This window comes from Echinicola vietnamensis DSM 17526, assembly GCF_000325705.1.
GTDB classification, from domain to species: Bacteria; Bacteroidota; Bacteroidia; order Cytophagales; family Cyclobacteriaceae; genus Echinicola; species Echinicola vietnamensis.
The window spans coordinates 2,507,488-2,533,162 of record NC_019904.1 but is presented as its reverse complement, the minus strand read 5'-3'; the positions used below and the strand labels follow the sequence as shown (position 1 = coordinate 2,533,162).

General features: G+C 45.0%; 20 protein-coding genes. 8 read left to right on the top strand and 12 right to left on the bottom strand.

The window, feature by feature from the left end:
• Positions 1–8: 8 nt before the first annotated feature.
• From ECHVI_RS10475 to ECHVI_RS10465, 3 genes are all read right to left on the bottom strand, one after another.
• Complete coding sequence (locus tag ECHVI_RS10475; protein WP_041738546.1) at positions 9–3,464, bottom strand: SusC/RagA family TonB-linked outer membrane protein; 3,456 nt, start codon at positions 3,462–3,464, stop codon at positions 9–11.
• A 175-nt stretch (positions 3,465–3,639) separates the two neighbouring features.
• The gene (locus ECHVI_RS10470; RefSeq protein ID WP_015265950.1) at positions 3,640–4,683 is read right to left on the bottom strand and encodes a FecR family protein; all 1,044 of its coding nucleotides are present in this window, start codon (positions 4,681–4,683) and stop codon (positions 3,640–3,642) included.
• A 151-nt stretch (positions 4,684–4,834) separates the two neighbouring features.
• Positions 4,835–5,440, bottom strand: a complete 606-nt coding sequence (locus ECHVI_RS10465; RefSeq protein WP_015265949.1) for an RNA polymerase sigma factor — start codon at positions 5,438–5,440, stop codon at positions 4,835–4,837.
• 393 nt (positions 5,441–5,833) lie between these two features.
• Here ECHVI_RS10465 and ECHVI_RS10460 point away from each other — a divergent pair, with 393 nt between their 5' ends.
• Together ECHVI_RS10460 and ECHVI_RS10455 are read left to right on the top strand one after the other, a co-directional pair.
• Positions 5,834–7,267 carry a sulfatase family protein gene (locus tag ECHVI_RS10460; protein ID WP_015265948.1) on the top strand — a complete coding sequence of 478 codons (1,434 nt, stop codon included), beginning with the start codon at positions 5,834–5,836 and terminating at the stop codon, positions 7,265–7,267.
• A 79-nt stretch (positions 7,268–7,346) separates the two neighbouring features.
• Positions 7,347–9,263, top strand: a complete 1,917-nt coding sequence (locus ECHVI_RS10455) for a peptide-N-glycosidase F-related protein (RefSeq protein WP_015265947.1) — start codon at positions 7,347–7,349, stop codon at positions 9,261–9,263.
• Between the two features lie 63 nt (positions 9,264–9,326).
• On the opposite strand, the gene folE is transcribed toward ECHVI_RS10455, so the two are convergent.
• Together folE and ECHVI_RS10445 are read right to left on the bottom strand one after the other, a co-directional pair.
• The gene (gene folE / locus ECHVI_RS10450) at positions 9,327–10,025 is read right to left on the bottom strand and encodes a GTP cyclohydrolase I FolE (RefSeq protein WP_015265946.1); all 699 of its coding nucleotides are present in this window, start codon (positions 10,023–10,025) and stop codon (positions 9,327–9,329) included.
• The gene (locus tag ECHVI_RS10445; protein ID WP_015265945.1) at positions 9,985–10,395 is read right to left on the bottom strand and encodes a 6-pyruvoyl trahydropterin synthase family protein; all 411 of its coding nucleotides are present in this window, start codon (positions 10,393–10,395) and stop codon (positions 9,985–9,987) included. The genes folE and ECHVI_RS10445 overlap by 41 nt, the downstream gene beginning before the upstream one ends.
• A 399-nt stretch (positions 10,396–10,794) precedes the next feature.
• On the opposite strand from ECHVI_RS10445, the gene ECHVI_RS10440 reads away from it, so the two are divergent.
• Positions 10,795–11,529 carry a murein L,D-transpeptidase catalytic domain family protein gene (locus ECHVI_RS10440; RefSeq protein WP_052331421.1) on the top strand — a complete coding sequence of 245 codons (735 nt, stop codon included), beginning with the start codon at positions 10,795–10,797 and terminating at the stop codon, positions 11,527–11,529.
• Between the two features lie 17 nt (positions 11,530–11,546).
• Here ECHVI_RS10440 and ECHVI_RS10435 read toward each other — a convergent pair whose 3' ends face one another.
• The 5 genes from ECHVI_RS10435 to ECHVI_RS10415 all read right to left on the bottom strand — a co-directional run bounded on the left by ECHVI_RS10435 (position 11,547) and on the right by ECHVI_RS10415 (position 18,050).
• Positions 11,547–13,154: a L,D-transpeptidase family protein gene (locus ECHVI_RS10435; protein WP_015265943.1), complete on the bottom strand. Its 1,608-nt coding sequence runs from the start codon at positions 13,152–13,154 to the stop codon at positions 11,547–11,549.
• Between the two features lie 90 nt (positions 13,155–13,244).
• On the bottom strand, positions 13,245–14,897 hold the full coding sequence (locus tag ECHVI_RS10430) for a L,D-transpeptidase family protein (RefSeq protein WP_015265942.1): 1,653 nt from the start codon (positions 14,895–14,897) through the stop codon (positions 13,245–13,247).
• Positions 14,898–15,007: 110 nt separating this feature from the next.
• The gene (gene kdsA / locus ECHVI_RS10425; RefSeq protein WP_015265941.1) at positions 15,008–15,856 is read right to left on the bottom strand and encodes a 3-deoxy-8-phosphooctulonate synthase; all 849 of its coding nucleotides are present in this window, start codon (positions 15,854–15,856) and stop codon (positions 15,008–15,010) included.
• A gap of 3 nt (positions 15,857–15,859) precedes the next feature.
• Positions 15,860–16,411 carry a KdsC family phosphatase gene (locus tag ECHVI_RS10420; protein ID WP_015265940.1) on the bottom strand — a complete coding sequence of 184 codons (552 nt, stop codon included), beginning with the start codon at positions 16,409–16,411 and terminating at the stop codon, positions 15,860–15,862.
• A 97-nt stretch (positions 16,412–16,508) separates the two neighbouring features.
• The gene (locus ECHVI_RS10415) at positions 16,509–18,050 is read right to left on the bottom strand and encodes a carbon-nitrogen hydrolase family protein (RefSeq protein WP_015265939.1); all 1,542 of its coding nucleotides are present in this window, start codon (positions 18,048–18,050) and stop codon (positions 16,509–16,511) included.
• 155 nt (positions 18,051–18,205) lie between these two features.
• Here ECHVI_RS10415 and ECHVI_RS10410 point away from each other — a divergent pair, with 155 nt between their 5' ends.
• The 5 genes from ECHVI_RS10410 (at position 18,206) to ECHVI_RS10390 (ending at position 24,129) form a co-directional block, all read left to right on the top strand.
• A complete protein-coding gene (locus tag ECHVI_RS10410) occupies positions 18,206–19,108 on the top strand; it encodes a mechanosensitive ion channel family protein (protein ID WP_015265938.1) in 903 nt (300 codons plus the stop codon).
• A gap of 89 nt (positions 19,109–19,197) precedes the next feature.
• The gene (locus ECHVI_RS10405) at positions 19,198–20,163 is read left to right on the top strand and encodes a hypothetical protein (protein WP_015265937.1); all 966 of its coding nucleotides are present in this window, start codon (positions 19,198–19,200) and stop codon (positions 20,161–20,163) included.
• 294 nt (positions 20,164–20,457) lie between these two features.
• The gene (leuS, locus tag ECHVI_RS10400) at positions 20,458–23,232 is read left to right on the top strand and encodes a leucine--tRNA ligase (RefSeq protein ID WP_015265936.1); all 2,775 of its coding nucleotides are present in this window, start codon (positions 20,458–20,460) and stop codon (positions 23,230–23,232) included.
• Positions 23,233–23,352: 120 nt separating this feature from the next.
• Positions 23,353–23,871 carry an FKBP-type peptidyl-prolyl cis-trans isomerase gene (locus ECHVI_RS10395; protein WP_015265935.1) on the top strand — a complete coding sequence of 173 codons (519 nt, stop codon included), beginning with the start codon at positions 23,353–23,355 and terminating at the stop codon, positions 23,869–23,871.
• A gap of 51 nt (positions 23,872–23,922) precedes the next feature.
• The gene (locus ECHVI_RS10390) at positions 23,923–24,129 is read left to right on the top strand and encodes a hypothetical protein (protein ID WP_015265934.1); all 207 of its coding nucleotides are present in this window, start codon (positions 23,923–23,925) and stop codon (positions 24,127–24,129) included.
• A gap of 160 nt (positions 24,130–24,289) precedes the next feature.
• Here the strand turns inward: ECHVI_RS10390 and ECHVI_RS10385 are convergent, their stop codons facing one another.
• Complete coding sequence (locus ECHVI_RS10385; RefSeq protein ID WP_015265933.1) at positions 24,290–25,246, bottom strand: ABC transporter ATP-binding protein; 957 nt, start codon at positions 25,244–25,246, stop codon at positions 24,290–24,292.
• A complete protein-coding gene (locus ECHVI_RS10380) occupies positions 25,243–25,593 on the bottom strand; it encodes an MmcQ/YjbR family DNA-binding protein (protein WP_015265932.1) in 351 nt (116 codons plus the stop codon). Before ECHVI_RS10380 ends, ECHVI_RS10385 begins: the two co-directional genes overlap by 4 nt.
• Between the last annotated feature and the right edge of the window lie 82 nt (positions 25,594–25,675).

The window sequence follows — 25,675 nt, the reverse complement described above, 5'->3', positions numbered from 1 at the left end:
GTTGGTTTTTAGAGTGTAACATTTAGGCCAATGGACACCTTCTTAATAAATGGATAGTTACCTCCTTGACTTACATTGGTCAAGTCAGCATTTAACCCATCAGGAAGATCATCAAAGTTGAACAGGTTCTCCCCTGACATGTATACTCGCAGACGATTGATTTTCAATTTATCCAGCAGTGACTCATTGAAGGAGTACCCAAGAGTAATGTTCTGTACCCTCAAATAGGCACCGCTGTAAAGGTACTTCGTCTGAGTCCTTAAACTCCCTCCGTAATTCCCTCCTCCATTGGGATAATTTCTAGGATAAAAAGCATCAGTATTTTCCGGTGTCCAGTAATCCAGTTGGTGCTTATAAATGGTCGTAAATTCAAAAGTGTAAGGAAAGACCACTGGGTTACTGATCCAGACATCCCGCTTACCAATTCCCCGTAAAAACAGTGAAAAGTCAAAGTTCTTATAGGAAGCTGAACCATTGAGTCCAAACTCAAAGCGTCGTGTAGAATTACCTATTATCGATCGATCACCCGGGTCTGAAAGGGTACCGTTTCCTGTAAAGATCTCTCCATCACCATTCAAATCTGCGTATTTTACATCACCGGGATTTTGATTCACTCCCCGGTAAGAAGGCACCCCCTCGATAAGCTGGCCATTCATAAGGTTATCATCCAATGATCCGTCCACAAAATCATCGACTGTATAATACCCAGCAGTGGTAAAGCCCCATATTTCATTCATTTTCTGCCCTACATAAAATTGATTGATAAGGCCTGCTTCATTTTGAAAAGAAGTGATTTCGGTGGAGTTATCATATAAATTAAACCCTAAGCTATAGTCAAAATCCCCAAGGTCTTCTCTCCACTTCACATCCAGCTCCCATCCTACTGTTTTCAGGTCAGCAACATTTTGCAATGGCGCAGAAGCCCCTAAAACACTTGGCAACTGAGAGCCTGGAGCGAGCATATCCAGTGTCTGTCTATTGTACCAGTCAAAAGCGGTATAAAGCTTGTTGTCAAATAATCCAAAATCAACGCCCAAGTTTAGGGTCCTAACCCGCTCCCAAGTATAACTAGCACTCACGAGGTCTGGAGAAGAAAGACTGACAGCCCTAACACCCGAACTCACATCAATCCATGGTGCATTGTAGGTAGACATGGTAGGCAAATATGGGTAATTCCCCCAAGCCCTTTCAATGGCCTGATTGCCGATCTCTCCCCAGGAAGCTCTTAATTTCAAGTTTGTTATCGCTTGAGCAATACCTGCCATAAACGGCTCACTGCTCACTTTCCATGCTGCTGCCACGGAAGGGAAAAAGCCAAATCTATCGCCTTTCGGAAAGCGAGAAGAACCATCATATCGTCCATTCAACTCCAACAGGTACCGATCCTTAAGCGAGTAATCAACTCTGCCAAAGAATCCAATTATCCCATAATCTGTGTAACCATCGTTTACGTTGATCACTCCAGTGGCAGTGGAAAGGCCTGGAGTATCTGGAGAAATGAGCATCTGGCGAGAAGCACTAAAGCTCTCCGCTACCGAAACCTGCTGGTTCATTCCAGCCATAAAATGAAGGTCGTGTGAACCTATTTCCTTATCATATTTTCCATAAAGGTTTACCGCATGGTAATTCCGCTTCCAAGTATTCGTAAAGTACGAAGACTGGCTTGGCTGGTAAGGAGCAATGGCCAACGTAGCAGGATTGATCAAAGTAGGGGTATAGGATGGATCCTGCACCTCTTCACGCTTCTTTTCGAAGGTATATTCACCGTTGATTTCCAATCCTTCTATCGGTTTAAAAGAAGCCCTACCAAAAAATCTGATCAGTTCATCATAGTTCTCCCTCATCGGAGAGTATTTTATTAAGTTCGCTGGGGTTTCAAAAGGCAATCTTTCGCCATCTATCTCTCCCATACCGATAGGAGTAGCAGAATGATAATTTATCGCACTGTAATACATACTACTCCAACTGCCGCTTACGGGACCAGTACGCAGTCCATTTTTATAAAATGAATTAAACGTAGTGGTCAGCTTAGGAGATATCTCTGTAGTAAGGTTTAAGTTGACATTATAGCGCGTATAACTGTCTTTATCTGTCACCATGATACCATCCTCGTCATTATAGCCTAATGATACCCGGTAGCTGGTCTTATCTCCACCGCCTGTCACGGACAGGTTATGGATCTGTTCAAAGCCACTTGCTCCCAAAAACTCCCCATAGAGGTCATTTTCCCGGACATAATACCTTAGGCCACTATCATCTGTTATGTAACCATCGGGGTATGCGCTGGGATTGGCATTATACTCATTAATGTAACCTATCCAAGAGTCCACATCTTGCCCTGTCCAATAGGTCTGCTGCCCCCAACTTTTCAGTGCTGACGTAAATTCCAAAGGAGAGGCTTTCTCAGGCAAGGTACTGGGGCGGGTGAAACCAAAATTATTAGAGTACTCCAATTTCATTGGTTGATTTTTCCCTCCTGATTTAGTGGTAATGAGGATTACGCCAAAAGCTGCTTCAGCACCATAGATGGAAGCCGCAGAAGCATCCTTCAAAACATTTACGCTTTCTATGTCGCGAGGATTGACATCGTCTAGGCTCATCGGTACGTTATCTACCAACACCAGCGGAGATCCTCCATTAATAGATTCAAAACCTCTGATCTGTAATGAGGTACCTGAGCCCGGCTGACCGCTACCATAGGTAATCTGAAGTCCAGGTACAGAACCCTGAAGTGCCTTCGCCGCATCAGTCACCGGACGATCTCCTAACACCTTATCCATTTTCACCGTAGTCACAGCTCCTGTTATATCCTCTCGCTCTTTGGAGCCAAATCCCACCACAACCACTTCGTTTAGTGCTGACACCTCCTCTTCCATGGATACATTTAACACTAATCGTGTGCCCACAGAGACTTCTTGTGAGACATAACCTATCGAAGAAAACACCAATACGGCTCCTTCATCAGGAACGGACAGTGTAAATTTACCATCTATATCAGTCACTGTACCTCTGGTAGTTCCCTTCAACACCACATTGATCCCAGGAATCCCTGCTGGTTCATTTTCAGAAGTAACTCTTCCTGTAACGGTTTTATCAATCACCTCTTCCCGTCCATCTTTTCTTTTGGAGTACGCTGCACGATTTACACTAATGGTCTCATTGACTTGTTTAAACTTAAGCTGTGATTTTTCTGCAATATCACGCAAAATTTCGGCTACTGTACCTTCTGATACGGCCAACTTAACCTGCTCCTCCGTATCCACACTTTTATCTGTAAAAAAGAAATGGAAAGCGGATTTAGCTTCTATTTCAGAAAGCACCTTGCTCAGGGAGCCTTCACTCATTTCAAGCTTGACCATTACTTTCTCTATATCTTTTGCCTGCGCATTAACGGAAGTAGCAGCCAAAGTACACATGAAAAGCACCATGATCAAGCAGCTATATAAAGCATACTTTGTTGCCATGATTATAATTCGTAAGTAATTCTTCATATTTTAACAGTTAGATTAAACATTGGATGATTGACATGAAAAACAGCGACTTCCAATCTTAAATGTTTTCCATGCATAATTTGATGTTTGGGGAGGCATTCGCAGTGCCTCCTGTTTTTTTTCTAGTCAGTTTGTCTACATAGGCTTTTTATTTAAATATCACGGTCACTTTATCCTTATTGATCTTATAATCAAACAATTCCGAATAACTGAGTACTTCAAGGACGTTATCAAGCGATTCTCCATCCCTAAACTTCCCCGAGCCCTTTGCATTGGTCATTTGACCCTTGACTTGAATATCCACACCATACCACCGCTCCAATTGCCTGAATATGCTTTTAAAATCTGTCTTTCGAAATTCTAAAACTCCTTCCATCCACTGAGTCACAAAAGCTACATCAGACTTATATTTCAAGAGTTCCTTGCCTCCTTTACGGAGGCTAGCAGCCTCTCCCGGGAATAAACGGATCGATTGAGACGCTTCCGAGGTACTTACTTCCACCTTTCCAGAGACCAAAGTCACCTCCACTGCCTCTTCATCAAATGCTTTGACATTAAAGGCTGTACCCAAAGCTACAGTGGTGAACTGACGGCTTTTTACCGAAAAAGGGTGAAGGCTGTCTTCCTTTACTTTAAAATAACCCTCACCCTTTAAAGTGATCGTCCTATCCGATTTAAAGTCCTTAGGATAGCGTACTTCACTTTCCGAATTCAAATAAACTACCGACCCATCCGGCAAGGAAAGCTTTGTTTTTATTCCCGCCGCGTTGCTACGACTAACGATTTGAGGAGCGGCATTTACATCAAAAGACTTTTCCTCCTCTGTATTAACCATCAACAGATAACCAAGTCCAAGAATAAGCACCAAGCCTATGGCTACCCTTAACATTCTAGAACCCAAAACTCCCACACCATGATTAACAGATCCACTAAGAGGAATTTTGCGCTTTGAGGATGTCCTTACAACTTTAAAAACCTCTCCTTTTCTAGCTTTTTTGGTTTGCTCTAAAAGCCTTTCCGTATCCCATTCTGGATAAACGTCTTCCTTTGTCTTCTTTAACCATTGCTCATCGATAGCCGCAGAGAGTTCTTCTTTTCCTTCTTCAGAGGAAAGCCATCTAACAAAATCTTTCGCCTCCTCCACAGATAAGCTGCCTTCAAAAAATTCGTCTATATTTCTGTTTTTATTCATTTATATATTGTTTCAATATTATATATACATAGAGACTCCAAAAGACCCACGGCCTGCGAAGTTTTTTTATTGACGATATGAAAATTCAGTATGGTTACTAGCCCGGTTATGGGCAAAGAGAGATTAAAAAGAATCTTTTCACATGTAAGACTTATAAAAAAATATCCCCTAGCACAACGGCCACCCCTCCTACCAAGGATATGATATTTTGCTCGAGCAGGGACAAGCGCATGGCTTTATTAGCTCTAAAAACCTGATTTTTAACCGTTTTCTTTGAAACCTGTAACTTCTCCGCTATCTCATCCAAAGACATATCTTCTAAATTCCTCATTAAAAATACCCGCTTTTGACCTGGCGGGAGTGTATCCATAACCTTGGAAGAAACATTCATCATTTCTGAAAAAATTACTTGATCTTCAGTCTGGTTATCCCAATCCTCCATCCTTTGCAAGGAATATTTTTTATAGGCAGTAAGATTGGCCTTGCGCTGTAATTGCCGAATGACAATGGAACGAACAATCGCAATCAGATAAGCATTGAATGAAAGCGTACTATCAAGCTGCTGTCGGTTTTTCCAAATTTTTATAAAAACTTCTTGGACGATTCCTTCCGCATCTTCATGTCCCAAACTCATTTTGCGGGAAATATGATAAATTTTTTTGGAATACTTACGAAACAAAACATTGAAAGCTTCCTCAGAACCACCTCTTAGAGCATTTACAGCAACTTTATCGCTATTTTTACCTAGATCTAGCATTTCAGGAAGCACTTAAAATCTTTGAATTCTTTCTTTTATAAAGTATTTTAATTAATCAAGAAATTAAATGTAACAAAATAAAAATCGAAACAAAATATATATCAGTAAAAAAACAACAATACATAAAATAATAGAAGGCATTATATACTTTAAAAAATCAGAATACACCAAAGTCCCTCCCTTCCATCTGCCTTAATCAGGTGTTTCAGTTTAGCAATCCATATCACAATAAGTTTTATTATATTTGGCTCTATTCGAAAAAAAATCCCAAACATAAAGCACCTTATCTAAAATAAAACTGAAACAACTGGAACTTCCATTCTTTATATAGATTCAAAAATCATATTTCATGCGCACATCGATTGATCGTATCGTTCAATAGCCATCATTATTATGAAATACAACAACTTACTTTCATTTGCCCTTTGCTTATTTATTTTGACCTCTTGTCAGAAAGAACCCCGAGATCAAAATACTGAAAATAATGCTACGCAAATCCGCACTGCCAAAAACAAACCCAACATCCTTGTCATCTTCGCTGACGACCAAGGAACTTTCGACACGAATGCCTATGGCTCAAAAGACCTTGAAACCCCAAACCTGGACCGGATTGCCCACGAAGGGACACGCTTCACCCAATTTTATGCAGCAGCTCCGGTTTGTTCCCCTTCCAGGGCAAGCTTGATGACAGGAAAATTCAACCACCATGCCCGATTGTTTGGAAATGTAGCCCCGCCACATGCTGATCCTGAATTCAAATCGGGATTGCCTACTGATGAAATCACCATGGCCGAGATCTTTAAAGCTGATGGTTATAAAACCGGATTGATCGGCAAATGGCACTTGGGACACAGTCCCGAAAAGCTCCCTAACGGGCAAGGTTTTGACTACTTCTTTGGCCACCAAAGAGGATGTATCGACAATTTCTCCCACTTCTTCTTTTGGGCAGGCCCAAACATGCATGACCTTTATAGAAATGAAGAAGAGGTTTATTACCCCGGTCAATTCTTTGGAGACTTGATGGTGGACGAAGTGAAAAAATTCACGGCTCCTGAGACGGAAGATCCTTTCTTTGTCTACTGGGCCATTAACATGCCCCACTACCCTTACCAAGGCCGTCCAAAATGGCTGGAGCACTACAAAGACCTTCCATCCCCCCGCCGGGAATACGCCGCCTTTGTCAGCACCTATGACGAAATGATCGGAGAGGTTTTGGATCACTTGAAAGCTACTGGACAGCTTGACAACACCATCATCGTGTACCAATCGGACCACGGCCACAGCACGGAAGAGCGGGCCTTCTTTGGTGGCGGCAATAATGGCGTCTACCATGGCGCCAAGTTCTGCATGCTGGAAGGAGGCATCAGGGTGCCGGCCATGATTCGGTATCCAAAAGCAGTTCCTGCCAACCAAGTCCGCAATCAAATGGCCAACAGCATCGATTGGCTACCCACCTTGGCCGAGATCACCGAAACCGCTATCCCAAACAAGGAAGATATCGATGGAAAGAGCCTGATCCCAATCATTAAGGACAAAAATGCCCCCAGCCAACATGAAGTGCTCCATTGGGCCACGGGTGATCCGGAAAGCACCACCAACTCATGGGCAGTCAGAAAAGGGAACTGGAAGCTTTTGGGCAATCCTTGGGATTCTGAAAAAGAACTGGAATTTGACGAAGACGACCAGCTTTACTTGGTCGATATGGCCGTGGACTCAACCGAAACCACCAATGTCGCCAAAGAGCATCCCGAAGTCCTACAAGAACTCCTCAAGCTCCATACAGACTGGAACGAGGAAATGATCGAATTAAAACACCGGGGAGAATAAACGGCCCTATATTTATATTTGAAGCCTTTCGTATCCTCCGGAAGGCTTCCGTTATTTTCACAAGACGTTCAAAAAATCGATGAAAAAAATCTTTTACCTCTTGCTGCTTACCTTTGGCAGCCTCCATGTCTTTGCCTACTCACAGGACACGGTTCATGTCATCAGCCATGACGAAACCACTGTGGTAACCAACCCGAAAAAAGGAGAAAACAGCTATACCAACTGGGCTGTCTTTCCGGATAAGGACGAAGCCATTCGTCAGATCATCCTGAACATTACGTTTGCCTGCCCTGACGGCATGCGCTGTGCCGACTGGGACTATGTGGATCACATTACCCTCAAACGGGCCGGTGGCAAAAACGGTGAATCCTTGGATTATGAAATTGCACGAATGCTTACCCCTTATGGCGGCGCCTTCGGCAAAGATTGGGCATTCGAATGGGAAGTGGATGTCACTGACTTTAGCCTTTTACTGAGAGACAGTGTAGAAATCGAATACAAGCACACCGGCTACGAACCCAATGAGGACAGAGGCTGGAAAGTGACGGTAGATTTTGAAGTGATCAAGGGGCCACCGGTCATGGAGCCCGTCAGCATTACGAAAGTATACCAAGGCGCTTATCGCTATGGAGACCCTGAAAATCCAATCGGGGAAGCACTAAAAGCCACCACCATCTCTACGGATAAAGGAGCCGTCATGGGCCGCTTCCGGGTCATCCAAACAGGTCACGGGATGGACAGCCCGGATGGCTGTGGGGAGTTTTGTAACAAATACAGGGACTTTTACCTGGATGGAAAACTCGTGTCCAGCCGACAAATGTGGAAGCAATGCGGCAACAATCCCCTTTATCCCCAAGCCGGCACTTGGATTTTTGACCGTGCCAATTGGTGCCCGGGTGATTTGATCCAACCGGACATTTATGACTTTCCACTGGCTGCCCCGACGCACACAGTCCAGCTGCAAATGGAGGATTACGTTTCTCCCAAGCCCAGTGCCAATGAGCTGATCGCCGCCTATGTCATTCAATACAAACCGTATCAGGAAAAACGAGACGTAAGCCTTCAGGACATCATTATCCCTTCAAAAAAAGCTGTTTACAGCAGGGTAAACCCAGCAGCTTTTGGTCCTACCATCGTGATCAAAAACAATGGAAGTGCCCCTTTGGAAAGCCTCGATATCGAACATGGCTCCAAGGGAAATAAACCACAAACATTCACTTGGTCAGGAAAATTGCTTCCCGGTGAAACGGATACGGTCACCATGGATGGCACAATCCCCCAAGCAGGGCCTTTAACGTATCAGATCAACCTCACGAAGCCCAACGGAAAAAAAGATGGCTATCAAGCGGACAACCTGCTCAGTTCCTCCTACGAGGCAGTACCTGTCCACAACCAGCAACTAGTGCTGTACACCAAAACCAATCATGCCGCGGAAGAAAACGGGTACACGATCACCAATGCGGCAGGAGAAGTAGTGTTCGAAAGGGTGGCAGGGGCATTCGCAGCAGACTCCATTTACAAAGATAGTCTCCACCTGCCCAATGGCGCTTATCGCCTCCACTTTACCGATCGCGGGAACGATGGACTGGAGTTTTGGTTTAAGACAAAGGCAGGAAGAGGAAAAGTCATTTTATTAAACGATAAAGCCCAAATCGTCAAAAGCTTTGAAGCTGATTTTGGCAGTGAAATCTCTTATGATTTTCGAGTAGGGGAATCCCCCTCTCCGATTGATGACAGTGAAATTTCGCTGGGTGTTTTCCCTACCCGGGCCGAAAACTTCACCACTTTTGACTATTTATCCAACTCCCCCGAAAAGGTAACCATCAAACTGGTAAAGGACCCCAGCGGTGAGGTGGTGGAAGAACACACTTACCGGGATCTTAAGGAAGGAACATTTACCTTAGACCTCACCCGATACCCCAAGAGTCGTTACTTTTTCCAAGTGTTTGTCCAAGGCGAGATGATTTACAACAAACGATTGAGGGTGAAGGAATAAAAATAAAGCCCCTAAAACTTTCAATAGCTTTAGGGGCTTCTTTCTTTTCAGGGAAAAGATGAATTACTGCATGGTCACATATTGCATGAACTCCTTTCGAGTGCTGTCATCCTTGTCAAATTTCCCACTGTAAAAAGACGTTACGGTCTTACTATTGACATCTTTTACACCTCTGGAAGACACACACATGTGGTGGGCATCAATGACCACTGCCACATCATCCGTTCCCAGGATTTCCTTCAGTTCATTGCCTATCTGCATGGTAAGCCTCTCCTGAACTTGGGGCCGTTTAGCGAAATACTGAACGATTCGATTGATCTTGGAAAGACCAATGACATTGCCATTGGAAATATAAGCTACATGGGCCTTACCATAAATGGGCACAAAATGATGCTCACAATGGGAGAAGAATGTAATATCCTTCTCGACAAGCATCTCACTGTATTTATATTTATTTTCAAAAAGTTTTATCTCTGGCTTGTTCTTTGGATCCAAGCCGCTAAAAACTTCTTGTACAAACATTTTCGCCACACGACGCGGAGTGCCTTTAAGGCTATCATCTGTCAGGTCCAGCCCCAGTACATGCATGATGTCCTTAAAATGTTTCTCGATCAACTCCATCTTGAGCTCATCGTCCATTTCAAAAGCATCTTCTCGCAAAGGAGTTTCATGGGAAGTGCCGATATGCTCGTCCCCGATTTCATCTATTGACCTGTCTATATCAATGCCCGTCGTATTCAACATAATTCCTTTCTGTTTCATATAATCGAACCGTTAGATCGTATTTTTCTTCAATTTCTTTCCTTAAAATATTCCAAATAACCACAGCAATGTTTTCTGCAGTTGGGTTGAGTTGTTTGAATTCATCTGTATCCAAATTTAAATTTTTGTGGTCAAACTTATTTATTACCTTTTCCCTGATCATATCACTCAGGACTTTCATATCGTAAACATATCCGGTAGCAGGATCTATTGGCCCTACCAATTTCACATGAAGGTCATAATTATGACCATGATAGCTCGGGTTATTGCATTTACCAAATACTTGGCTGTTCTTTTCATCCGACCATTCCGGATTAAATAATCGATGTGCCGCATTAAAATGCTCCTTGCGATAAACCGCTACTCTCATGCTATTCCTTTCATTTACGATGACTTCTTATGGGTGGATGACTTGCGCACACACACGCCATTAAGAACAATTATTTCCATCAATTTGTTTTTCGAAAGCATTCCAAAAAACAAGACAGCCCCACAACTACCTCCTAACCAAAAGGTTGAAAGCAATCGGGTCGGCAAAATTAACCAAATATTATTTCAAATACATCCCGATTTATGATTAAGATCATGAATCTATCAACTTTTAGGTACTTTAACGGGTTTATTTCCAGCTTTCTCAACAAAATAAAACAACCTTTGAGTTCATAATTACAATGAATACTTTATTTTTGCGTTATTAAAGGAAACAGTAATCTACTAGTGATCAAATAATTAACACGCTTATCACCAGATTTATATTAATACCAATCATATGCTAAGAAAAACAGGACTTATGCTGGCATTGCTGCTAAGCACAGCCCTCTTTGCGTACACACCCCAACGCAATCTCCGCCTAAAGGCAATGCCCACTGCATCCAGCAATACCGCAGCAATGCTCATTCAAAAAATCACCGATCACCTCAATAGCCAAAATAGCGAGTACTCCCTATCGGCCAAAGCCTTGGAAATGGGCATTGATGGTTTTTTGAAGTTGGCCGCTACTGGCGAAGTCTCTGCTGACAAACCGCTCACCATTATTGACTTCAGCCTCCCATCTTCCAAAAAAAGGCTATGGACCATTGACCCTACATCTGGTAAAATCCTCCATCACACTTGGGTCGCACACGGGAGAAACAGCGGTGGATTGATGGCCGAGAAATTTTCAAACACTTCCTCAAGCTATATGAGCAGCCTTGGCTTCTACCGCACCGCAGAAACCTATTCCGGCAAACACGGCTATTCGCTGCGATTGGACGGCATCGAAAAAGGCGTCAATGACCGTGCCCGGGAAAGGGCCATCGTCATTCATGGTGCCGAATATGCTAATCCTGAATTTATCAAGAAATATGGTCGCTTGGGAAGAAGCCTTGGCTGTCCAGCCTTGCCCATGAGCCAATACGAAGCGATCATTGACAGCATCAAGGAAGATGGTTGCCTCTTTATTTATGCGCCAAACACGGATTACCTTCAGGCCAGCATATTGCATAACAATGACAGGACCACTTAAGTATCTCGTGCTAAACGTTAAAAGTAAGCCTTACTGACCTTTTCTTCCATCTTTTGGGCCAACTGCAGGTCACTGCCATATACATCTTCTCTTAGCTGTAGTCCTTCTGCAGATTTCCAAGCGGTAAGGTACAGGATCCAGACGGATGGCTTAACCGCTAAGTTCACCTGCTTTTCCTCCTCCAGCTTCATGGCATTGGCAATCGAGTCCTTACCCCATTCCTGATCATCCTTAAGCAACACCGCAGCAAACCCATCCGGATCAGCGATTCGGATACAACCGTGGCTAAAAGCACGCTCATCCCTATCAAACAGTGCTTTTGCAGGAGAATCATGAATGTAGATGTTATAGGTATTGGGAAACATGAACTTCACCCTGCCCAGTGCATTTTCATCTCCTGGCCGCTGCCGGATCAAGTAAGGGAACCCTTCTTCTTTTTTAAGTTTTTTCCAAGAAATATTGCTTGGATCAATGCGTTGGCCTTCCTTGTCCACCACCTCCATGTGATGTGCCGAAAGGTAGTTTTTATCCTTGAGGATTGCCGGTATGGTTTCGGCCCATAATATCCCCTCGGGAAGGTTCCAATAGGGACTGAAAACCAGATAATTCATCTTCGCGGCAAACACTGGCGTTTGATAATACTCCTTTCCCACCACTGCTCTGGTCGAAAACACAGTATCCTGATCCACCACATAATCCATGTAATAGTTGGGAATGTTTACCAGCACTTTTGGTCCTTCTTGGCTCAAAAAATCGGGAAGCCACCTCAACCGCTCCAAATTCACCTTCAACTTCACCATCAAATCTTCTTTACTATAATTGATGGCTCGCCAAAAATCCTCCCCCAACACACCGTCTTCCTTGAGCCCGTGTCGTTTTTGAAATCGCTTTACGGCATTCGCCAAATCCTCATCATATACCTGCGGCTGCTCGGCCTGGCTTAGCCCCTGCTCTCCCATAGCTTCTAGCACCCTACGAACCTGCAGGATCACTTCAGCACGGTCGCTGACCTCTAACGCACCATCGTAATGAATCGGAGTGTCACCAAAATCGGACTTCTCATTTAGAAGGCTTTCAAGCGCTGAGCGAAGTCCATCGTATAAAGTGTTTTGAGGCCGCAAATCCTCCAGCAACTCCCTTATCGAAGAAGCCTTTCCTTTTCCCACAGAGGCCAGAGCCTCCTCCTCATTCACATCGGAAGATTTAGGCTCCATTTTCCATTTTGAAGACCGGTCACTCGGATCCACCCGGCCATAATGTAGGTCATGTGCCAAACGGACAAATGCTTCTGACATGATCAATTCCAATTCCACCAAAGCACTTGCACCTCCGTCTTGCTCCAGCTTATCCAACTGTTGTTGGAGTGGGGCATAGTGATAATTATCCTTGTCCAAACCATCAGCGGCAATATCCCGCTGCAGGATTTCCATAAATTCTTCTCCATCGGCGCTTAACCCGCTCCCATTAATCCAGATGGGTTGGTATTCGAACGCTTCGTACACCTCTTCCAGCGCTTTTCCTTGAAGTTCTTCTTTGAGGGTTTGTAGGGTATTCTCATCTACCTCTGGGCTACAGGCGGCAAAAAACAAAAAGCCCAATACGATCCACTTCTGGCATCTATTCATAAAATTCTAATTGGTTTAGTAGCATTTATGAAATATCAATGACTGTGCCAGCATGTATTTCTGACCAAAACCACACGAATATTACCAGCCTCAATCAAGCATCAGAGCCCTGATTAACGCTTCATCACGTTCATAGATATCTTTTCTCAGGTATGCCTTACCGGCTGGATCTGCCCAAAAAGTCAAATATATCAATACTACAGGCACTTTCTTTTTAAGCATTACGGTCTTTTCTTGCCCGCTATTCATTCCCTCTCGGATACGTTCCATATCCCATTTGGGATCATCCTCCAATAGCACTGCTGCAAATTCAGCAGGTTTTTGGATCCGAATACATCCGTGGCTAAAAGCCCTTACGTCCCTACTGAACAGCGATTTGGTAGGGGTGTCATGGATATACACATTGTGTTTGTTTGGAAAAATAAATTTGGCCTGCCCCAAGGAATTAAAGGCGCCTGAACTTTGCCTGATCATATAAGGGAAATTCCCCCCGGAAGCCTTTGACCAATCGATGGAGGAAGGACTCACTTCTTTTCCTGCATAAGTGAGAATTTTCAGGTGATTCCTACTGAGGTAACTCACATCCTTCTTGATTTTGGGAATCATCTCCCTTCGGATAATCGAACTGGGTACTGTCCAAGTCGGGCTTAAGACGATGTACGCCATCTCTCCATTAAAAACAGGCGTGGTATGGTACTCCCTACCGACAATAACCCTGGAGGTAAACACGGTATCAAGCCCATTATCCTGTAAATAGTCCAACTGAAAATTAGCAATATTGACCATGACAAACCGTCCTTCAAGGACCGTGTCCGGTAGCCAGCGCAACCGCTCCATATTGACGGCCACCTTTTGGATCAGCGATGCAGGGTCCTCGTTGAGGGCGGTGTAAGTATCTTTCCCGATGACTCCATCAGCATCCAGTCCATTTCGTTTTTGAAAACGCTTCACGCCTTCAAAAAGCGCGGAATCATAATGGTTTCCTTCACTTCCCTCCTCACGATCCAAGTCTCCCCAATACTGAAGGCGCTCCCTTACCTCCGGAATCAATTTATTTTCCTCATTTACCTTGATCGTTTTCCCCCGCATTTTGTCCCACGGTTCTTCCATGGTTTCTGCCATACTGAAATACTGCTTCATGTTCTTTCGCATGCTCCTGTACACCTGGTACCGCGGCCACAGCGAAACCAACCTTTCCTTGAGCTTTCCACTGGAGATTGCCTCCTCCAATAGGGTGCTAAAGCTTCTTTTCATGCGTTTCGGCACAATTTCCCAAGAATTTTGAAGACCTTCTTGGGATACTTTGCCCAAATACAAATCATGCGCCAAGCTAAGAAAGGCATCTGAAAGCACGAGATCAATATAGGCGCGGTGGACGGGGTTTTGGATATCCTTCCCCGCATCAAATGACGTGATGATTTCCTTTACTATGTACAAATGGTAGGAAGAAGGGGTCAATCCATCGTACTTGGAATCTTCTATTTGCTCCAACAAATCCTTAACGGCTCTATGGCCGTGTCGACCATCTGGCCAAACGGGTGCAAAGGCACGATTGGTATAAAATTCAATCAATTCATGGTATTGCTGCAATTTTTCTTCCCCCACACTCACACTACTTTCGGGCGTAGAAGACTCCAAAATGTTTCGAATTTCCAAGGACACTGGATCAATTGAACCTATCGATTGGGAAAAAACGCTTCCTCCAAACCACAAAAACCAACCAAGAAATACACATATCTTCATAAAAAGTAATTTAAGAGCAAAATGGATGAATCAACCTCGCGGAATCTTTTTTGAGTATAAAATTAATATCTTATTTAAGAGGCTGTTCCCGCAAAACAGCCTCTTGAAAGTTATCCTATTGCAAAGCCAGCATGCTTCCTGCCCAATTCCCAAGATTCCTTCAGCATTTCCAGGAAACCAGCCATTCGGTCCAAAGGAACCATATTCGGCCCATCACTTAGGGCTTTGGCAGGCTCAGGGTGGGTCTCGATGAAGAAGCCATCTACACCAGTGGCCGCTGCTGCCCGTGCCAAAAACGGTGCAAACTGCCGCTGGCCACCACTGCTGCCTCCTTGTCCTCCAGGCTGCTGCACCGAATGGGTAATGTCAAAAACCACCGGAGCAAACTGTCGCATCGTCGGCAAGGACCGCATATCCACCACTAGGTTATGATACCCCAAAGAAAAGCCCCGCTCGGTCAGGCAAACATTCTGATTGCCCGTGGACCTTACTTTATTTACCGCGTATTGCATATCCTCGGGCGCCATAAACTGGCCTCTTTTGATTTTTATTGCCTTTCCTGTATTACCAGCGGCCAATAACAGGTCCGTCTGCCTGCATAAAAAAGCGGGGATCTGCAGCACATCCGCCACTTCTGCGACCTCCGCAGCCTGATAGCTCTCATGGATATCGGTGACCAAGGGCACGCCGAGCTCTTTCCCTACGCGCTGAAGGACTTCCAGTGACTTGTCCATCCCAATTCCCCTAAAGGAGCCGGAAGAAGTCCTGTTCGCCTTATCAAAGGACGCTTTAAAGACGTATGAAAATCCATTTTTCGCGGCTTGTTCCTTTACCGTGCTTCCGATCTCCATACATATATCAAAACTCTCCACTGCACATGGACCGGAAAACAAAACAGGTTTCTCTTTCCCTAGCACCACCTGATCCGTGACATGCATGGGCTGTGTAAATACAGGCATCATTTATTTATCCTTCAATTGGTTAATAATCATTTTCAACTTTCCCTGAGCATTCAAAATCAGGTCAGCCACTTCTCTAAAAACCCCTCTACCGCCATTGAGAGAGGACACCATGTCCACCTCTTCCTTCACGTAGGGAAGTGCATCCTTAGGAGCCACAGACAGCCCTACCATGACCAGCAAGGGCAAATCTATCAAGTCGTCACCGATATAGGCACACTCATCCAAGTCAATGTTCATCCCCTCGAGGACTCCTTCCAGCTTTTCGCGCTTGTCTTTTATTCCATGGTAATGAAAATCGAAACCTAACTCTTCACACCTGCTTCTCACCACTGGCGAATTTCTCCCCGTGATGGCTCCCACCTTAATGCCATGCTTTTGCAGGACTTTTACGATAAGTCCATCCTTTACATTAAACTTTTTGTACTCTAAGTAATTGTCATCATAAATGACCCCTCCATCCGTCAACACTCCGTCTACATCGGTAATGAGAAGCTTTATTTTGGCGGCCTTTTTGACCACTTTTTCATCTATCCCTTTAAGGTAGTTTTCCATTATATGCTATTTGGATCTCTAATAATTGTATCAATCAGGTAAATCATGGCGCACTCAAATTCAAGATACCAGTATTAACCTCTCCACTGACCATTGCTCACTTCCGCTTCCACTGGATGGAATACACATCCAATCTCCTTTGGGCAAGGTTTCGTACACTTCCCATCTTTCGCAGTTTGGTCAGTAAATCCAAGTCCACATCGGCGACAATCGTCGTTTCAGTATTTAAGGAAGCTTCTGCGATCACGGCATCATGGGGAAAGGAAAAGTCAGAGGGAGAATAAATGGCCGCTTGGGAATGCTGGATATCCATGTTTTCTACCCGAGGAAGATTTCCTACCGAGCCGGTAATGGCCACATAACATTCGTTTTCCACCGCCCTGGCCTTGGCACAAGTGCTGACACGAAGGTAGGCATTTTTGGTATCCGTCCAGAAGGGGACGAATAAAATATCCATCTCCTGCTCCGCCAATATTCGGCCCAGCTCGGGAAACTCCACATCATAGCAGATCAAGATGCCTATTCTTCCCGCATCCGTATCGAAAACGCTGATGCCATTCCCGCCTTGCAATCCCCAGTAAGCTTGCTCATCGGGCGTAATATGCAGCTTGTACTGCTTATCGGTGGTACCATCCCTCCTGCAGAGGTAGCTCACATTTCGCAGCTTTTTACCATCGTACTCAGGCATACTGCCCGCGATGATATTCACGTTATAAGAAAGAGCCAAATCCCTCATTCTGGACAACACTTCTTCGGTGTAATCGGCCAAATTACGAATGGCCTCGGAAGCATCCATATCGTTAAAATCAGCCAAAAGAGGCGCATTGAAAAACTCCGGCAACAGGCAAAAATCTGACTTATAACCTGAAACGGTATCTACAAAGAACTCCACCTGCTGCATCAAATCGTCCACATCCTTGAACCGTCGCATTTTCCACTGCACCAGCCCTAAACGGACGATGGACTTACTATTCCCGATGAGCTTTTCATCTTTTTCGTAGTAGATATTGTTCCACTCCAGAAGGGTGGCAAAGGCCTTGGAGTCCTTGTCCTCCGGCAAATATTTGGTAATGACCTTTCGAACGTGAAACTCGTTTGCTAACTGGAAGGAAAGCACCGGGTCATAAATTTCTTTGTTTTTCACCAGCTCGATGTACTTTCGAGGAGTCATCTGATCAGCATACTTGCTATAGCCGGGAATCCGTCCTCCAGCTATAATAGAGCGCAGGTTAAGGTTTTCGCAAAGCTCCTTTCTGGCATCATACAACCTTCTTCCTAATCGCAGCCCCCTGTACTCAGGATGGACAAATACATCAGTACCGTATAAGGTATCGCCATTTTCAAGGTCATGCGTGTCAAATTTGCCAAAACCGGTAATTTCATCATAGGTATGGCTGTCCCCAAACTTGGAATACTCCACCACCACACTCAAGGCCACGGCCACGACCTTCCCATTATCCTCAATGCAGATTTGTCCTTCCGGAAAAGCCTTGATTTGATTCTTAAGCTCCTGCCGAGTATAGGCCATCCCCTTCTGCTCGTATATCAAAGTCATCAACTCACGGATGTCATTGTAATCGGACAATTGAATATTCCTGAGCTTGAGCCTATGCTCCAGCTCTTCTTTATGCTTACTCATATAGCTTCATGTTTACCGGTACAAATATCTTAAACAATCTGTAACTTCTCCATGCCAATAATAATTAAATCAGGCAGTTTTCAACTGGTTTCACAATATAAATATTATTAATTTGTATGTGATTTATAGTTTGACTTTTACTTTATGACAACGATATGGAAGATCTTCTACAGGACGTTAAAGAAGACGGGATTGGCGCTTTTTTAGAGCGGCTGAATAACTTCTTGGAATATACGCTGGTCACCCTAGGAAGCTCAAAGCTGACCGTAGGGCTTTTGATTGCCTTGGTTTTTTCGGTTTTTATCCTGGTGATCGTCACCGAATGGATCAAAAAGATAATTGTTCACAAAGTCCTGACGCGGTACCAAATGGACATCGGCACTCGCCAATCCGTGGGGACCATCATCCGCTATGTGCTACTAATCGGTGGATTCGTGATTATCATCCAAAATTCCGGGATTGACCTCAGTGCATTGGGCATTCTTGCCGGGGCCTTGGGCGTCGGCATCGGTTTTGGCCTCCAAAACATCACCAATAACTTTATCAGTGGCCTGATCATCCTTTTTGAGCGTCCCATCAAAGTAGGAGACCGTATCGAAGTAGGTGATGTAAACGGCGACGTGATCAAAATATCCTCGCGGTCCACCATGATTGTCACCAATGACAATATCTCCATCATTGTCCCGAACAGCCAATTTATCGATAGCCCGGTCATCAACTGGTCGCACAACGACCGCAATATAAGGTTTAATTTTCCTGTAGGGGTCTCTTACAAAGAAGATCCCCAAAAGATCAAATCGGTACTCATGGAAGTGGCCACCAATAACGATGGGGTACTCAAAACCCCTCCGCCTGATGTTCTTTTTGTGGAATACGGCGATAACAGCATTAATTTTATCCTTCGCGTATGGACCTCCCAATACATCAACAAACCTAAGGTGCTCAAGAGCCAACTTTACTACGAAATCTTTAGAAGATTCAATGAAGAAGGCATTGAAATCCCATTCCCACAAAGAGATTTGCATTTGAAATCAGGATTTGAAAAGATTGGAAAATAATCGTTTATTTACAGCAAATACACGTTTAAAACCAACATCAAGTTATTCAAATCTGTCTCACCAACAGGTGGATTTCACGCAATCATTACATGAAATACATACTCTGTATAGTATTATTGGTAATCACTGTGTTTGAAGCGAAGGCCCAAAGCTTTAACCGCTTCAAATTTGAAGAGCCATGGTCCTTTGGGGTTAGTGGAGGGGTTACCCAGTATTTCGGAGAGCTATATTCGCTCTGGAAATACTATGAAGGGGTGCAGCCTGACTACAATATCTCGATCAATGCCCGCAGGACCATTGGGACCAACATACGCCTTCGTCTGGATGCCTCCTACATACAGATGTCAGGACAAGACCATCCTTCCGACCCAAGGGCTTACCGTTATCCTCGGGAACTTCACTTTAGAGCCAGAAATGTCGAAATGGCACTGCTTGCTGAGTACCACTGGAAACCTGTTAAGTTAAATAACATCACCCGCCACTTCCTAAATTGGTATGTCTTTGCCGGGGTGGGTGCTACCACCAACACCCCAAAGGCCCAATTGGATGGAGAAGAATGGCATAACCTACGACCACTGGCACTGGAAAACAATGAATATTCCGCTGTGGCCATGGTCTTCCCCATGGGACTAGGCATGAAATACAAACTCAATGTCTATACCGACCTCTTTATTGAAGGAAATTACCGTTTCACCCTCACCGATTACCTGGACGACATCAGTGCATACAATATCCGGGATTCCTATTTAAGCCTCTTGGCCAGTTATGGCGAATACGGAGAAGGCCCCATGCCTGAGCGGCTTAGGCTTGCGGTAAAGAACCCACGCTACCTGGATGATAATGGCATGCCAGATGTAAAAAAAATCCGTGAAGCAGTCTACATTGACAAAAACGGTGAATTCCAACATAAAATTCGCCGTGGAAGTGGCCTAGAGCACCGTTACGATGGTTATTTTACCCTCAATATTGGAGTGGAGATATACTTCTCCCAAGATATTTGGGAAAACTGGCTTAGACGAGGCCGCACCAAGCAGCGTGGCTGGCGATTCTGGTAAGGGTTAATTAGTGGGGGTTGAGTCATGAGTATTGAGTATTGAGACTTGGAACGGGCCGTTTCTCCCCTTTTAGGGAAGGTTAGGCAGGGTATTTTGGAGTATAAGGTTGTGCGTGGACTTTGCCTCTGCACAATTTCTTTAATTCTTTGTTCTTTCCGCTGGGCGCTTTACGCTAATCTTGCTACCTGTTTTGTTTTGGCGCTTCCACTGATACTTCGCCAATCGATCGGCATATCCCATTTATTTTTTTATTTTTGCAACCAATCCTATACCAAGCAACAATTTTGTTAAAAAATGGCTGATTACAATTTTCAAGAGATCGAAAAGAAATGGCAGGAAAGATGGGAAACCTCCCAAGTCTTTAACGCCAAAATAGACCCACAACGACCTAAGTTTTACAGTTTGGACATGTTCCCCTACCCTTCTGGCGCGGGACTGCACGTGGGACACCCACTGGGGTACATTGCTTCGGACATTGTCACGCGCTTCAAGCGACTGCAGGGCTACAATGTCCTACACCCCATGGGCTACGATTCCTTTGGGTTGCCAGCGGAGCAATATGCCATCCAGACTGGTCAGCACCCAGCCATCACTACCGAACAAAACATCGCGCGCTATACCGAACAGTTGAAAAATATCGGCTTTGCGTTTGACTGGGACAAGGAGGTCAGGACTTCTGACCCTTCTTACTACAAATGGACCCAGTGGATATTTATGCAGCTGTTTGACAGCTATTATGATAAGAACGAAGACAAGGCCAAGGACATCAAAGACCTGATCCGCATCTTCGAACAAGAGGGCAATGCCAATGTGAATGCCGTTTGCGATGAGGACACCAAAACCTTTACCGCCAACGAATGGAAAGCCTTTTCCGAAAAGGAGCAGCAGCAGACCCTGTTACAATATCGCCTGACCTACTTGGCCGAAACCACCGTCAACTGGTGTGCTGCGCTGGGCACGGTTCTTTCCAATGACGAAGTGAAGGACGGCTTCTCCGAAAGAGGCGGCCATCCCGTAGAGCGGAAAAAAATGATGCAATGGAGCATGCGCATCACCGCCTATGCTGAAAGGCTCCTGAACGACCTGGAAAAAGTCGATTGGCCGGAGCCCATTAAGGAAATGCAACGTAACTGGATCGGAAGGTCCGTCGGTGCCGAAATGATCTTCCAAGTCAAAGATCGGCCTCAGCAAATTAAGGTATTCACCACCCGAATCGACACCATTTACGGGGTCACCTATTTAGCGCTAGCTCCCGAAAGCGATTTGGCTGCTGAGTTGATCACCGATGACCAGCGTGAAGAAGCGGAAGCCTATATCCAAGTAGCTAAAAACCGCTCAGAGCGCGACCGTATGAGCGATGTCAAAACCATCTCAGGAGCCTTTACCGGCAGCTACGCCATCAATCCTTTCAATGGCGAGGAAATCCCCGTATGGATAGCCGATTACGTTTTGGCAGGATATGGAACAGGTGCCGTCATGGCTGTCCCTGCCCATGATGAGCGGGATTATAACTTCGCCAATCATTTTGGACTGGAAGTCCGACAAGTACTGGAGGGCAGCATGGAAAACGGTTCTTTCCCAGGCCGGGACGGGATTGCCATGAACTCAGGCTTCCTTGACGGTTTGGTCATGAAAGATGCCATGGAAAAGGCCATTGCCTTTTTGGAGGAGAAAAATATTGGCAAAGGAAAAATCCAATACAGAATGCGCGACGCCATCTTTACCCGTCAGCGGTATTGGGGAGAGCCTCTTCCGGTATACTTTGACGATGGCATTCCATACTTGGTGGATGAAAAGGACCTTCCCATAGTGCTTCCTGAGGTAGACAAATACCTTCCTACGGAAGATGGAGAACCGCCATTGGGCCGTGCCACGGACTGGACCTATCAAGTGAACGGCAAAGATTACCCGCTGGAGCTGAGCACCATGCCGGGCTGGGCAGGGTCATCTTGGTATTTCCTACGGTACATGGATCCGCAAAACAACACGGAACTTGTCAGCAAGGATGCCCAGCAATACTGGGAAGCCGTGGACCTCTATATTGGCGGAGCAGAACATGCTACTGGCCACCTGCTCTACAGCCGTTTCTGGACCAAGTTCCTTTACGATAAAGGGCTGATCAATATCGTAGAACCCTTCAAAAAAATGATCAACCAAGGCATGATCCAAGGGCGATCCAATTTTGTGTACAGAATCAAGGGTACCAATACATTTGTAAGCCATGGACTTCGCAAAGACCATGATACAGCTGCCATGCATGTGGATGTAAATATTGTCCACAATGACCAGCTTGATCTTGATAAATTCAAGGCTTGGCGGCCTGATTTAGCAGATGCGGAGTTTATCCTGGAGGATGGAAAGTACCTGTGTGGTGCCGAAGTCGAAAAAATGTCCAAGTCCAAATACAATGTGGTCAATCCCGATGACATCATCGAACGCTATGGAGCGGACACCCTTCGGCTATATGAAATGTTCTTGGGACCGTTGGAGCAATTTAAACCTTGGAACACCAATGGAATCGACGGGGTTTCCAAATTCCTCAAAAAGCTCTGGAGGCTATTCCATGACAAGAATGGCAACTTCTCCATTTCGAATGCCAACCCCACAAAAGAGGAGCTAAAAACACTCCATAAAACCATCAAAAAGGCGGAAGAGGACATGAACAATTACTCTTTCAACACCTCCGTCTCGAGCTTTATGATCTGTGTGAATGAGCTTTCTGCACTGAAGTGCAATAAGCGTGACATCCTGGAGCCATTGACCATCATCATTTCTCCATATGCGCCGCACATCGCTGAAGAACTGTGGTCGCTGTTGGGCCATGACCGCTCTGTCTTGGAAGCCCGCTTCCCGCAGTTCAACGAAGAATTCCTGACCGAGGACGCACATGAATACCCCATCTCCATCAACGGCAAGATGCGGGTAAAACTTCCGATTTCGCTCAGCCTGAGCAAAGAGGAAATTGAAAAAACGGCCCTTGCAGATGCCAATGTACAAAAATGGCTCGACGGCAAGACTCCTAAAAAGATCATTGTCGTACCAGGGAAGATCGTCAACATTGTGGTTTAAATTTATGACACCAAAAGGGTTGTTTTCAAGTGAAAACAACCCTTTTTAGTTGATATGCCTCCGTCCTTTTGGAGGCCAATATTAAGCGACTATCTTTGTAAAAAAAGTTAACACACACGTATGGAAATATCCAACAATACCGTAGTAGGCCTTACCTATGAATTAAAAGTGAGCAGCGTGGACGAAGAATCCGCTCCTTTCAGTGTAGAGGTAAGGGATAATGAAGATCCTTTTTATTTTATTTTTGGCGGCAGTGATTTGCCCGAGAAATTCGAATCCTACCTGGCCAACAAAAAGCAAGGCGACAGCTTTAACTTCACGCTGGAAGTGGACGAAGCTTACGGACAGGCAGATGACGAACTGATTGTGGATATTCCAAAGGATCAACTCACCGAAGAGAGGGGATTTAGGCCTGAAATGCTCCAGGAAGGCAATTTCCTTCCTCTTGTGGACGAAGAAGGCTACCCCATGCAAGCAAAAGTCTTAAAAGACCTTGGCGACCAGCTACTTTTGGACTTCAACCATCCCTTGGTGAACTTCAGGCTTCATTTTGATGGAGAAGTAAAGGAAGTTCGTGAAGCCACAGCGGAAGAGCTTAGCCATGGTCATGTACATGGCCTAAACGGCCACCAGCATTGAGAAAACATTGCCCGTTAAGGGATGAGGCACGATAGAACAAAGGTGTAAGAAATGTTTACCGCCATTGTGATGGTCGGCGGGAATGAGCCTGTCTACAGCAAGCAGGCAATCTTATGTAGTAAAAATGAGATTGCTTCGCCGTTCCTCCTCGCAATGACGTTAGAGATTCCATTATGGAAAAAGGGGGATGCATTTAAAATTGCTTTGCTCGGTAAGCCACTTGTTGCAAACGAGGGCTTGCTGAATGGACCTCTATAGCATGCTATGACATGTGCTGAGAGGATTTTAGCGTCCACAGAAAGATGGCTTGCCCCAAGAATATTTGCCCTGTAGGAACAATCCTCTCCCAAATACCTGTACACCTATTTGGGGCCTTTTTAAAACCTAGTTCTCATTCCCCATCTGAGCCAATACATCCTTAAAATTGGATAAGCTGTTCTTTTTGATAGTCCAAAAAAACTTCGTCTCCAACGTTTACGGATCTACTGGGATCGTCGACCTTCCAGAAAAGTTCAGAGTCCTCCAACTTAACGGTAAGGAGATTATAATGAATCAGAAATTGCTGTTTGACCACCTCCGCTTTAATGCTGGTTTTGGAGGTTATTTTCACCTCTGATGGACGCACATAAGCCTCTTCTGCTCCCGGGATCAAGTTCAAATAGCCAAACAACCGTGCCACATACGCACTCGCCGGCTTTCTAAACACTTCCCGCACATTTCCCTGCTGCAGCAATTTCCCTTTTTGGATGATCAAGAGCTCCTCGCTCATCAACAATGCATCGTCGACATCATGGGTCACAAAAATCACAGTCACTTCCAACGCATCAAAAATTTCCTTTAACTCCTCGATCAGGTCCCGCTTTTGGATGGCATCAAGGCTACTGAATGGCTCATCCAATAACAGCACCTCGGGCTCGATACTCAACGCCCTTCCTATAGCCACCTTCTGCTGCTGCCCACCGGAAAGTTGTCGCGGCTTTTTATCCTTAAAGGCTCGCAGTGAAAGCAACTCCAAAATTTCAGCTGTGCGCTCCTTTTGATAGGCCTTATCATACAGCAGTAACGGCCGGGCAATGTTTTCCTCCACGGTAGAATTGGGGTATAACTTGTATTCCTGATGGATGAGTTGGATTTCATCATACCCTGGCACCAGCTTTTGGGCGGGATTGAGGATCTTTTGGTCTCCCAAGTGAACTACCCCTGCACTCTGCACTTCCAAGCCCGCAATGATGCGTAACAGCGAGCTTTTTCCAGAACCACTTTCCCCTACCATGGACACCACCCCTCCACGCTTTACCTGAAGGCTAAAGTCCTCCAATGCCAAGCTACCAGCATCGTAGCGCTTGCTTACCTCACTCACTTTTAGATAACTCATCCTATTATGTCGTTTTGCTGCTTCTTGGGCAAACTGTTGAACACCAGTTCATAGGAATGGTCTACCAGCTCCAAGATCAATGGATCCTGGACAGCTCCGCCAAAGGAAACGGTATTCCAGTGCTTCTTGTTCATATGATAACCGGGGACAATGCCTTCATACTGTTCCCGCAGCTCCACCGCTCGCTCTGGATCACACTTTAAATTGACACTTTCAAATTTCTCAATATCGATCAAGGCAAACAATTTTCCGCCCACCTTAAAAACAAGGGTGTCCGGACCAAAGGGCGTATCCTCAGCCACTCCGGGCTTTTGGAGGCAATAATCTCGGAAAAATACGATATCCATGGTTGACGTTTTGAGATATGAGTATTGAGATATTAGTCTTGTGTAGTGAGTATTGAGTCAGCTTCCTTGGAATCAGGCTAAT